Origin of the sequence: Streptomyces formicae (assembly GCF_002556545.1) — a bacterium.
Taxonomy (GTDB): domain Bacteria; phylum Actinomycetota; class Actinomycetes; order Streptomycetales; family Streptomycetaceae; genus Streptomyces; species Streptomyces formicae_A.
Map to the genome: position 1 here is coordinate 919,223 of NZ_CP022685.1, position 13,637 is coordinate 932,859.

A 13,637-nucleotide genomic window follows, 5' to 3' on the forward strand; every position below is an offset into this window, starting at 1 on the left:
ATGTGGCGTGAATCACATCGAACAAAGCTTCGCCATGTGGTTCAGTGTATTTTCCGCACTGTAATTGAAAAAGAACAAGCAATGGGGGAATTAAGCGTAATGCGGTCCGACGCTCAAGGCTACTCCCTGCCTATATCACGCGAATATCAGCAGCCCATTCCTGTCGATATCTTCGAGGCCCGGGCGCGGCGCACGCCGAATGCGACGGCCGTGCTCGACGGGGACGAACAGCTCACGTACGCGGAGCTGGAGCGGCGGGCCAATCGCCTCGCCCACCTGCTGATCGAGCGCGGCGTCGGACCGGAGCGCCTGGTCGCCCTCGCACTGCCCCGCTCGGCCGGGATGATCGTGGCGCTGCTCGCCGTCCTGAAGGCGGGCGGCGCGTACCTGCCGGTCGACGCGACCTACCCCCGTCAGCGCATCGACTTCATGCTCGACGACGCGGCACCGGTCCTGCTCGTGACCACGGCCGACATCGGCAGGCAGTTCGACGCCGCGAGCGACAACGCGACTGACACCGCGCCGGGCACCGGCGCGCGCACCGCGATCCCTCGCCTCGTCGTGGACGACGACGGCACCCTCGCCACACTCGAAGCCCTCCCCGACACCCCGCCGTCCGCGCCGCGGGCCGTCGCGTCGAACCCCTGCTACGTGATCTACACCTCCGGTTCCACCGGCACCCCCAAGGGCGTCGTCGTGACGCACCGGAACGTCGTCCGCCTCTTCGACTCCATAGGCCGACGCCTGCCGCTCACCGCGGACGACACCTGGACCCTGTTCCACTCCACCTCGTTCGACTTCTCCGTGTGGGAGATCTGGGGCGCCCTGCTGCACGGCGGCCGCCTCGTCGTGGTCCCGTACGAGACGAGCCGATCGCCGGTGGACTTCCTGCGGCTGCTCGTCGACGAGCGTGTGACGATGCTCAGCCAGACGCCCTCGGCCTTCCAGGGCCTGATGCGCGCCGACCGCGAGAACCCCGGGCTCGGCGACGCGCTGCGGCTTCGCGCCGTCGTCTTCGGCGGCGAGGCACTCGACCTCGGCAGCCTCGCGCCCTGGTACGAGCGTCACGACGACCGCGCTCCCCTGCTGGTCAACATGTACGGCATCACCGAGACCACGGTGCACGTCACCTACCGCGCCCTCGACCGCGCGCAGGCGGTCGCCGGTGCGGGCAGCGCCATCGGCGAGCCGCTCGCCGACCTCGACGCCCATGTGCTCGACGAGTACCTGCGGCCCACCGCCGACGGGGTGACGGGCGAGTTGTACGTGGCGGGCGCGGGCCTGGCACGCGGGTACCTGGACCGCCCCGGCCTGACCGCGGGACGGTTCGTGGCCTGTCCGTCCGGGTCCGGGCAGCGGATGTACCGCACCGGCGACCTCGTACGCAGGCACGCCGACGGTCAGCTCGAGTTCGTCGGGCGCGCCGACGACCAGGTGAAGGTCCGCGGCTTCCGCATCGAACTGGGTGAGGTCGAATCGGTCGTCGCCGAACACCCGGGCGTCGCACAGGCCGCGGTGATCGCACGCCCGGATCGGGACGGTGAGCAGCGTCTGATCGGGTACGTCGTGGGCGCGTCGGGAAGCGGGACGGACGACCCTGCCGCCGCCGAGGGCTCAACTCCCCCGGACAGTACCGCCGAAGGTGTCGCGGACGCGCAGGTCGGTGAGTGGCAGGAGATCTACGACGACCTCTACACCGACGCCGCCACCGCCACCTGGGGACAGAACTTCATCGGCTGGAACAGCAGCTACGACCAACAACCCATCCCCCTCGAAGAAATGCGGGAATGGCGCGACGCCACCGTCGACGCCATCCGCTCCCTCAACCCCCACAACATCCTCGAAATCGGCGTCGGCACCGGACTCCTCCTCTCCCAACTCGCACCCCACTGCGACAGCTACTGGGGCATGGACCTGTCGAGCGCGGTGATCGACGGCCTCAAGGCCCAACTGGCAGGCCACCCTGACCTGTTGGAGCGCGTGGAGCTGCGGAACCAGCCCGCCCACGACATGCGCGGCCTGCCGACCGACCACTTCGACGTCATCATCATCAACTCCGTCATCCAGTACTTCCCCAACGCCGACTACCTCACCAACGTCATCACCAAAGCACTCCAACTCCTCACCCCCACCGGCACCCTCTACATCGGCGACATCCGCAACCTCCACACCGCCCGCACCCTCCACACCGCCATACACACCCAACAAACCACCCCCCACACCCACACCACCACCCTCCGCGCCACCATCGAACGCGCCCTCGTCCGCGACAAAGAACTCCTCATCGCCCCCCAATACTTCACCGCCCTCCACCACCACACCCCCACCCACACCACCCAAATCCACCTCAAACGCGGCCACCACCACAACGAACTCACCCGCCACCGCTACGACGCCACCCTCCACAAAACACCCCCCACCACCCACACACCCCACCCCACCGATCCCCTCCAACTCCTCTGGGGGCAAGACCTCACCGAGCACCTGAGGCCCGGTCAGAACCCCGTCGTGCGCGTCAACGACATCCCCAACAAGCGCCTCACCGCGGAGACGGCAGCGAAGAGGCGGCTCGCGGAGGGTGACGCGCCGGAGGAGATCAGGCGGGCGCTGTACGGGCCCGACGAGTCCGGCGCGGTCGATCCCGAGGAGCTGCACCGGCTGGGTGAGGAGCTCGGCTACCGGGTCAGCCTCACCTGGTCCGCGAACCGCGAGGACGGCATGGACGCGGTGTTCGTCGCGCGTGACCTCGACGACGCGGCGCAGGGCCGCCCGCCCATCGACCTCTGCCCTCCGATCGCCCCCGGCGCCACGAACCCCTCCGCGTTCGCCAGCAACCCCGCGACCGCCCGCGACATCGGCTCCTTCGTGGCATCGCTCAGGGAACACGTACGCGGCAAGGTCCCGGACTTCATGGTGCCGTCCGCCTTCGTGGTCCTCGACTCCTTCCCCCTGACCGCCAACGGGAAGCTGGACCGGGCCGCACTGCCCGAACCGCAGTTCCGGACGGCGACTTCGCGTCCGCCCCGTACGCCCGTCGAGGAGGTTCTGTGCGGGCTCTTCGCCGATGTGCTCGGCCTGCCGGAGACCGGCGCGGAGGAGGACTTCTTCGAGCTGGGCGGGCATTCGCTGCTGGCGACGCGGTTGCTGTCGCGGGTGCGGTCGGCGTTCGGCGTCGAGCTGGGTGTGCGGGTGCTGTTCGAGGCGCCGACGGTGGCGGCGCTCGCCCGTGTCCTGGGCGGCGCGGGCAAGGCGCGCCGGGCGTTGGAGGCGGCGGAGCGGCCCGAGCGGCTACCGCTGTCGTTCGCGCAGAACCGGCTCTGGTTCCTGCACCGCCTCGAAGGCCCGTCCGCCACGTACAACGTTCCTTTGGTCGTACGGCTGACGGGCACCCTGGACGAGCGTGCCCTGGAGGCCGCGCTCGCCGATGTGGTGGCCCGGCACGAGAGCCTGCGAACCGTCTTCCGTGAACACGACGGCGACGGTGAACACGAAGGCGTGCCCTATCAGTTGGTGCTCGACGCCGAATCCGCCCGGCCGGCACTGCCGGTTTCCGCGGTCACCGAGGAAGGTCTGGAAGAGGCGATCGCGTCGGCGGTCCAGAAGCCCTTCCACCTCGGTACGGAAATTCCCCTGCGCGGCAGGCTTTTCGCCCTGTCGCCGCGTGAGCACGTCCTCGTCCTCGTGGTCCATCACATCGCCGCCGACGGCTGGTCGCTCGAACCGCTGTGGCGCGATGTCGCCACCGCCTACAAGGCACGGTTGCGCGGCACGACGCCGGAGTGGCGGCCGTTGCCGGTGCAGTACGCCGACTACACGCTCTGGCAGCGCGAGATCCTCGGCGAGCCGACCGACCCGGACAGCGCCCTCGCCCGCCAACTCGACTTCTGGAAGGAGGCACTTGCGGGTCTCCCGGCACGGATCGAGCTGCCCGCGGACCGCCCGTACCCGGCGGCGGCCTCGTACCGGGGCGGGTCGTTCACCTTCCATTGGGACGCCGAACTGCACGCCGGTCTCGTCCGGCTCGCGCGGGGTTCGGGTGCCAGCGTCTTCATGCTCGTGCAGGCCGCGCTGGCCGCACTGCTCTCGCGCTCGGGCGCCGGTGACGACATCCCGATCGGCACACCCATCGCGGGACGCACGGACGAGGCACTCGACGACCTCGTCGGCTTCTTCGTCAACACACTCGTCCTGCGCACGGACGTGTCGGGCGACCCCACCTTCCGGGAACTCCTCTCCCGCGTCCGCGAAACCGACCTCGACGCCTACGCCCACCAGGACGTCCCCTTCGAACACCTGGTGGAGGCCGTCAACCCCGAACGAACCCTGGCCCACCACCCGTTGTTCCAGGTGATGCTGGCCTGGCAGCAGGCTTTCAACTCCGGTCTCGACCTGCCGGGTCTCTCGGCGGAAGGCTCTCTCGCGGCCACCGGCACGGCCAGGATGGACCTGGTCCTCAGCGTCACGGAGCTGCACGCGGCCGACGGCGCCCCGGCGGGCGTCGGCGGTGTCGTCGAGTACAGCACCGACATCTTCGACCACGACACGGTCCACGCCCTGACGGAACGGCTCGGCCGCCTGATGACAGCGGTGGTGGCCGACCCGGATCTGCCGGTACGCGAGGTCGTGCTGCTCAGCGAGGAGGAGCGCCGGCAGGCCGTCTCCCTGTGGAACGACACGGCCCACGAGGTCCCCCCGACCTCCCTCGCCGAGCTCTTCGAGGCGCAGGCGGCCCGTACCCCGGACGAGACCGCCGTCATCTTCCAGGACGCACGACTTACGTACGACGAGTTGAACTCCCGTGCTGACGCGCTGGCTTGTCACCTGGTCGGCCAGGGGGCAGGACCGGAGCAGGTCGTCGCGCTCAAGCTGCCACGCTCCGCCGAGATGGTCGTCGCGGTGCTTGCCGTACTCAAGAGCGGTGCCGCCTACCTGCCCATCGACCCCACGTACCCGGCGGAGCGCATCCAGTTCATGCTGGACGACGCCCGCCCGGTCCTCGTACTCGACGGAACGGACTCGGTCACGGGGGCAGCGGCAGGCTCCGGTGTGAGCGGCCGTTCGGTCGCGGACCTCACACGTGTGGTCCGGCATCCGCAGCATCCGGCGTACGTCATCTATACGTCGGGGTCCACGGGACGGCCGAAGGGTGTCGCTGTCCCCGACAGTGCCGTGGTCAACCTGGTCTCCTGGGCCGGTGCGGAATTCGGCGGCACACACGGCTTCGACCACACCATCGCCTCCACCTCCCTCGCCTTCGACGTCTCCGTCTTCGAAATCCTCGCCCCGCTCCTCAACGGCGGCAGCGTCGAACTCGTCGCTGACGGCCTGGCCCTGACGGACCGCCTAGGCAATGAGCCCGTCCCCGGGCTGGTCAGTGGCGTCCCTTCCGTCCTGGACCACGCCCTCACCGACACCCACGGAACCATCACCGGATCCATCGTGTTCGCGGGCGAAGCCCTGCCCGCCCACACCCTCGCCAACATCCGCTCCGCCCAGCCCGACACCCGCGTCGTCAACGCCTACGGCCCCACCGAAGCCACCGTCTACGCCACCACCTGGACCGACGACGACAGCCACACCACCACCGTGCCCATCGGCACACCTGTCTGGAACACCCACGCCTACGTCCTGGACGACCGACTTCAGCCCGTACCCCCGGGCGTCACGGGAGAGCTCTACCTGGCAGGCGCAGGACTCGCACGCGGCTACACCAACCGCCCCGCCCTCACCGCCGAACGCTTCATCGCCAACCCCTTCACCCCAGGCCAACGCATGTACCGCACCGGCGACCTCGCCCGCCGCCGCGCCGACGGACACCTGGAATTCGTCGGACGCTCCGACGACCAGGTGAAGGTACGCGGCTTCCGCATCGAACTCGGCGAGATCGACGCCGTCCTGACCGAGCATCCTGATGTGGCCCAGGCCCTCTCGGTGACGCACAACGACGAGCTGCTCGTCACCTACGTCGTGCCGTCCGACAACGCCACACTTCCCACAGGAGAAGCTGAACTTCAGGGATCCATAAGGGACTTCGTACGCGGCAGGCTGCCGCGCTTCATGGTCCCGGCCACGGTGATGGTCCTGCCCGCGTTCCCGCTCACCAGCAACGGCAAGCTCGACCGCGCCGCCCTGCCGACCCCCGACTTCACCACCCACCCCACCACCTCCCGCACCCCACGCACCCCCACCGAAGAACTCCTCCAGACCCTCTTCACCCAACTCCTCAACACCCCCCACATCGGCATCGACGACAACTTCTTCGACCACGGAGGACACTCACTCCTCGCCACGCGCCTGATGTCCCGTATCCGGTCGGTGCTCGGCGTGGAACTCGGCGTGCGTGTCCTGTTCGAAGCTCCGACCGTCGCCTCGCTGGCACAGGAGGTGGCGCGGGAGGCAGCGCGGGATGCGGGCAGCGACGAACATGTGCGGCCCCCGCTGGTGCCCGTCGCTCGGCCGCAGCACCCGCCGCTGTCGTACGCCCAGAACCGCCTCTGGTTCCTGCACCGCCTCGAAGGCCCGTCCGCCACGTACAACATCCCGCTGGCCGTACGACTGACCGGCACTCCGGACCGCCAGGCGCTGGCGGACGCGCTGGCCGACGTCGTGTCCCGGCACGAGAGCCTGCGCACGGTCTTCCCCGAGAAGAACGGCACCCCGTTCCAGCAGGTACTCCAGGGCGAGGCCGCCCGCCCCACACTCCATGTGACCGAGACGGTGGACGCGGCCGGGCTGGACGCGGCGATCGACCGCGCCGTCCGATATGCCTTCGACCTCAGCACCGAACTGCCCGTACACGCGGAGCTGTTGGCCCTCTCACCGGACGAGTGCGTCCTTGTGCTCGTCGTGCATCACATCGCTGCCGACGGCTGGTCCCTTGCGCCGCTGTGCCGTGACATCACCACCGCGTACGCGGCACGGGTCCGGGACGGACGGGCACCCGACTGGGCACCGCTGCCGGTCCAGTACACCGACTACGCCCTGTGGCAGCGCGACGTGCTCGGCGACGGCACGGACCAGAGCAGCGCCATGGCGGATCAGCTCGCGCACTGGAGCAGGACCCTTTCCGGTCTGCCGGAGCGCATCGAGCTGCCCGTCGACCGTCCGCATCCGGCGGTGGCCTCGTACCGGGGCGGGACGCACACCTTCCGGTGGGATGCCGAACTGCACGCGGGCCTCGCCGAGTTGGCACGTACGACCGGCGCCACCATGTTCATGGTCGTGCACGCCGCACTGGTGGCGCTCCTCTCCCGCTCCGGAGCCGGTGACGACATCGCCGTCGGCAGCCCCATCGCGGGCCGCACCGACGAAGCGCTCGACGACATGGTCGGCTTCTTCGTCAACACCCTCGTCCTGCGTACGGACGTGTCCGGCGCGCCCACCTTCCGAGAGCTGATCGCCCGCGTACGGGAAGCGGACCTGGACGCGTACGCCCACCAGGACGTGCCCTTCGAGCATCTCGTCGAGGTGCTCAACCCGAGCCGCGCCCTGTCCCACCACCCTCTGTTCCAGGTGCTCCTGGCCTGGCAGAACACTGCGGAATCCGAGCTGAACCTGCCTGGCCTCGCGACCGAGACCCTCGCGGTCAGCACGGAGGCCGCACGGCTCGACCTGGCCTTCAGCCTGACCGAGAGCCGGATCGACGGTGGCACCGGTACCGCCGTCGACGGGCTCGTCGAATTCAGCGCGGAGCTCTTCGATCGGGAGACGGTGGAGGGGATCGCGGCGCGGCTGGAACGGTTGCTGCGGGCCGTGATCGCCGATCCCGACCAGCCCGTGGCCGGACTCGATCTGCTCTCCCCGCGCGAGCGGGAACAAGCCCTTGTCGGATGGAACAACAGCGCGCGCGATCTTCCCGCGCTGACCATCACGGAGCTGTTCGAAACGCAGGTGGACCGCACACCGGACGGCATCGCACTCAGCCGCGGCGACGTCCAGCTGACGTATGCCGAGGTCAACGCACGCGCCAACCAACTCGCCCGCTGGATGAGCGAACACGGCGCGGGACCCGAGACGGTCGTCGCGCTGCGACTGCCCCGCTCGGTCGAGCTGGTCGTCTCCGCGCTCGCAGCCGCGAAGGCAGGAGCAGCGTTCCTGCCCCTCGACCCCGGTTATCCGGAGGAGCGGGTGCAATACATGCTCGACGACGCCCGCCCCGTGCTGGTCGTGGACGGGCCCATCGCCGTCGAGGGGTACGACGACACCAACCTGCACACCCCGCAGGACCCGGCCAACACCGCCTACGTCATCTACACCTCCGGCTCCACGGGCACACCCAAGGGCGTCGCCGTCACCCACACCGGGATTGCCGCACTGCACACCGCCCACGCCGAAGCACTCCACCTCGCACCCGGAGCACGCGTCTTCCAAGCCGTCTCCCCCAGCTTCGACGTCGCCGTCTGCGACCTCATCATGACCCTCGGAACCGGCGCCACCCTCCTCCTGGACAGCCCCGGACAACTCGCCGGAGACGAACTCACCACCGCCCTCAAATCAAGCGCGGCCACCCACGTAGCCCTGCCCGTCTCGCTCCTCGCCACCCTCGACCCCGACCAACTCCCCGACCTGCGCTACGTCCTGGTCGGCGGTGAAGTCTGCCCACCCGACCTCACCCAGCAATGGAATACCGGCAACCGCCACCTCATCACCGCCTACGGACCCACCGAAGCCACCGTCTGCACCACCCTCACCACAAGCACCACGCTGCCCTCGCTCGGCCAACCTATCCCCAACACCCACACCTACCTCCTCGACACCTGGCTCCGCCCCGTCCCCCCAGGCGTCACCGGAGAGCTCTACCTCGCAGGCCCCGGCCTCGCCCGCGGCTACACCCACCACCCCGCCCTCACCGCCGAACGCTTCATCGCCAACCCCTACACCCCAGGCCAACGCATGTACCGCACCGGCGACCTCGCCCGCCGCCACCACGACGGCACCCTCACCTTCGCCGGACGCACCGACCACCAAATCAAAATCCGCGGCTACCGCATCGAACCCGGCGAAATCGAGAACGCGCTGACCGGCCACCCCGATGTCGACCGGGCCGCCGTCGTCGCGCACGACGGTGAGCGCCTGGTGGGGTACGTCGTGCCCACTTCGGCCGACGCGACCGACGCGACCGACGGCGAGAGGCTCGCCGCGGAGCTCAAGACCTTCGTACGCAAGCAGCTTCCGGACTTCATGGTCCCGGCGGCGCTCGTGGTCCTGGACGAGCTTCCGCTGACCGGCACCGGAAAGCTCGACCGGAGCGCGCTCCCGGATCCCACTTTCGAGACCACCTCCTACCGCGCGCCCAGGACACCTGCCGAGGAGATCCTCTGCGGCGTGTTCGCCGATGTCCTCGGGCAGCACCAAGTCGGCATCGACGACAGCTTCTTCGACCTCGGCGGACACTCACTCCTCGCCACCCGCCTCACCTCCCGGATCCGGTCGGCCTTCGACGCCGAGATCGGCGTACGAGCCCTGTTCGAGGCGCCGACCGTCGCCGCGCTCTCCGAGATTCTCGGAAGCGCCGCGAAGGCGCGTCTCGCTCTGCGTCCGGTGACTCGGCCGGAGAAGCTCCCCCTGTCGTACGCGCAGAACCGGCTGTGGTTCCTGCACACCCTGGAGGGGCCATCGGCGACGTACAACATCCCGCTGGCACTCCGTCTCACCGGCACCCTCGACCAGCACGCCCTGGAGGCCGCGCTCGCCGACGTCGTGACCCGGCACGAGAGCCTGCGCACGGTCTTCCGCGAGGAGGACGGCACCCCGTTCCAGCACGTGCTCGACGTGGCGGACGCGCGGCCCGACTTCGTCGTCACCGACCTGCGTCACACCACCGACGCGGACGTCTCCGCCGCGACGGCCGCCGCGGTCCGCCGTCCGTTCGACCTGAGCCGTGACGTCCTGCTCCGCGCGGAGCTGCTCGCGCTGCCGAACGACGCGTACGTCCTCGTTCTGGTGGCCCATCACATCGCCGCCGACGGCTGGTCGTTGGAACCGCTCTGGCGCGATGTCTCCGAGGCATACCGGGCACGGCTGACGGGAGCCGCTCCCGACTGGGCCGCGCTCCCGGTGCAGTACGCCGACTACACCCTCTGGCAGCGAAACGTCCTCGGCGACGGCACCAACCCGCACAGCCTCATGGCCGACCAGCTCGCCCACTGGAAGGAGACCCTCTCCGACCTCCCCGACCGCATCGACCTACCCACCGACCACCCCTACCCCACCGCCACCACCAACCAAGGAGACACCCACACCTTCCACTGGGCAGCCCAACTCCACACAGACATAACCGAACTCGCACGCACCACCGGCACCACCCCCTTCATGATCACCCACGCCGCCCTCACCACCCTCCTCACCCGCCACGGCGCAGGCACCGACATCCCCATCGGCACCCCCATCGCCGGACGCACCGACAACAACCTCGACCACCTCATCGGCTTCCTCGTCAACACCCTCGTCCTCCGCACAGACGCATCCGGCAACCCCACCTTCCGCGAACTCCTCACCCGCACCCGCGAAACCGACCTCAACGCCTACGCCCACCAAGACATCCCCTTCGAACACCTCGTCGAAATCCTCAACCCCCAACGCACCCTCGCCCACCACCCCCTCTTCCAAACCATGCTCGCCTGGCAGAGCGGAGGGCTCGCCACGTCGGACCTCGGTGGTCTGACCGTCGAGACCGTCCCCGTGTGGACCGGGACCGCGCGGATGGACCTGACCTTCGGGATCACCGAGCGCCGTACCGCCGACGGCGAGGCCAACGGCCTCGACGGTCAAGTGGAGTTCAGTACCGACGTCTTCGACCGCAGCACCGTCGAAGCCCTCACCGCCCGACTCGGCCGCCTCCTCGCCGCTGCCGTCGCCGATCCCGACCGACGCATCGGGGACATCGACCTGCTCAGCGAGGAGGAGCGCGACCATGCCCTCGCCACCTGGAACGACACGGCGAACGAGGTCCCCCGGGCCTCCCTCGCCGAGCTCTTCCAGGCGCAGGTCGCCCGTACTCCGGACCAGACGGCCGTCATCCATCAGGACACCCGGCTCACGTATGCCGAACTCAACTGCCGCGCGAACAAGCTCGCGCACCACCTCATCGCCCAGGGCGCAGGGCCGGAGCGGGTGGTCGCCCTCAAGCTGCCCCGCTCCGCCGAGATGGTCGTCGCGGTGCTTGCCGTACTCAAGAGCGGTGCCGCCTACCTGCCCATCGACCCCACGTACCCGGCGGAGCGGATCCAGTTCATGCTGGACGACGCCCGCCCCCTCACCACCATCGAGCACCCCCTCGCCGCCGACGACCACCCCGACACCGACCCCGCGATACCCGATCACCGCCCTCTCCACCCCGCCTACGTCATCTATACGTCCGGGTCCACGGGACGGCCGAAGGGTGTCGCTGTCCCCAACAGTGCCGTGGTCAACCTGGTCTCCTGGGCCGGTGCGGTATTCGGCGGCACACACGGCTTCGACCACACCATCGCCTCCACCTCCCTCGCCTTCGACGTCTCCGTCTTCGAAATCCTCGCCCCACTCCTCAACGGCGGCAGCGTCGAACTCATCGCTGACGGACTGGCCCTGACGGACCGTCTGAGGAATGAGCCCGTCCCTGGACTCGTCAGTGGCGTCCCCTCCGTCCTGGACCACGCCCTCACCGACACCCACGGAACCATCACCGGATCCATCGTCCTCGCGGGCGAAGCCCTGCCCGCCCACGCTCTGACCCGCATCCGAGCCGCACACCCAGGCACTCGGCTCATCAACGCCTACGGCCCCACCGAAGCCACCGTCTACGCCACCACCTGGACCGACGACCACACCCACACCACCACCGTGCCCATCGGCACACCCCTCTGGAACACCCACACCTACGTCCTCGACGACCGACTCCAGCCCGTACCCCCCGGCGTCACAGGAGAGCTCTACCTCGCAGGCGCAGGACTCGCACGCGGCTACACCAACCGCCCCGCCCTCACCGCCGAACGCTTCATCGCCAACCCCTTCACCCCAGGCCAACGCATGTACCGCACCGGCGACCTCACCCGCCGACGCGCCGACGGACAACTGGAATTCATCGGACGCTCCGACGACCAAGTGAAGGTACGCGGCTTCCGCATCGAACTCGGCGAGATCGACGCCGTCCTGACCGAGCATCCTGATGTGGCCCAGGCCGTCGTCACGGCGTACGACGGCCACCGCCTCGTCGGATACGTGGTCCCGGCGGCCACTGGGGCAAACACCGGTGCCGCCGAACTCCCTTCACTCTTGCGCGACTTCGTCCGCGACCGTCTGCCCGAGTACATGGTCCCGGCAGCCGTCGTCGTACTCGACCGGTTCCCGCTCACCAGCAACGGCAAGCTCGACCGCGCCGCCCTGCCGACACCCGACTTCACCACCCACCCCACCACCTCCCGCACCCCACGCACCCCCACCGAAGAACTCCTCCAGACCCTCTTCGCCCAACTCCTCAACACCCCCCACATCGGCATCGACGACAACTTCTTCGATCACGGAGGACACTCACTCCTCGCCACACGGCTCGTCTCACGCGTGCGTTCGCTGTTCGGTGTGGAGCTCGGCGTGCGGGCCCTCTTCGAGGCGCCGACCGTCGCCTCGCTCGCTCGGGAGCTGGGCAGCGCCGATCAGGCACGTCCCGCGCTGGTGCCCGTCGCGCGGCCGCAGCACCCGCCGCTGTCGTACGCCCAGAACCGCCTCTGGTTCCTGCACCGCCTCGAAGGCCCGTCGCCGACCTACAACGTCCCCTTCGCGATCCGGCTCTTCGGCTCGCTGGACCGCGCGGCGTTCGCCGCCGCGCTCGGCGACGTCGTCGGCCGGCACGAGAGCCTGCGCACCGTCTTCCCCGAGAAGAACGGCACACCGTTCCAGCAGGTGCTCCAGGGCGAGGCCGCCCGCATCGTGCTCGACGTGAGCGAGGTCGAAGAGAGCGGCGATCTCGCCGCCGCCATCGACGAGGCCGTCGGGTACTCCTTCGACCTGAGCAGTGAACTGCCCGTCCACGCACGCCTTTTGGTGATCTCTCCGGAGGACTGCGTCTTCGTCCTGGTCGTGCACCACATCGCCGCCGACGGCTGGTCCCTTGCGCCGCTCTGGCAGGACATCGCCGCCGCGTACGAGGCGCGGTCGCGCGACGGGCGGGCCGCCGACCGCGTGCCGCTTCCCGTGCAGTACGCGGACTACACGCTGTGGCAAAGGGAGTTGCTCGGCAGCGCGGACGACCCGGACAGCACGATGGCGCGCCAGTTGGCGTACTGGCGGGAGACCCTGGACGGGCTGCCCGAGCGGACCGCGTTGCCGACCGATCGCCCCCACCCTTCGCCCGCCACCTACCGTGGCGGCACCTTCGCCCATCAGTGGGACGCGGAGCTGCACGCGGGCCTTGCCCAGCTGGCCCGTGACAGCGGGGCCACGGTGTTCATGGTCGTGCACGCCGCGCTGGTGGCGCTCCTCTCCCGCTCCGGAGCCGGTGACGACATCGCCGTCGGCAGTCCGATCGCGGGCCGCACCGACGACGCCCTGCACCAGCTCGTCGGCTTCTTCGTGAACACCCTGGTGCTGCGCACCGACGCGTCGGGGGATCCGACGTTCCGTGAACTGGTGGACCGCGTACGGGAGGTGGACCTCAACGCCTA

The 13,637-nt window shown here is 69.3% G+C and carries 1 protein-coding gene (cut by a window edge); it reads left to right on the forward strand.

Translation table 11 applies throughout. The features are described from left to right. Positions 1-13,637, forward strand: the 5' portion of a protein-coding gene (locus KY5_RS03695; RefSeq protein WP_324959847.1) for a non-ribosomal peptide synthase/polyketide synthase. The gene runs 9,799 nt beyond the window's last position; the window shows 13,637 of its 23,436 coding nt (coding positions 1-13,637); the start codon lies at positions 1-3; its stop codon lies off the right edge, out of view.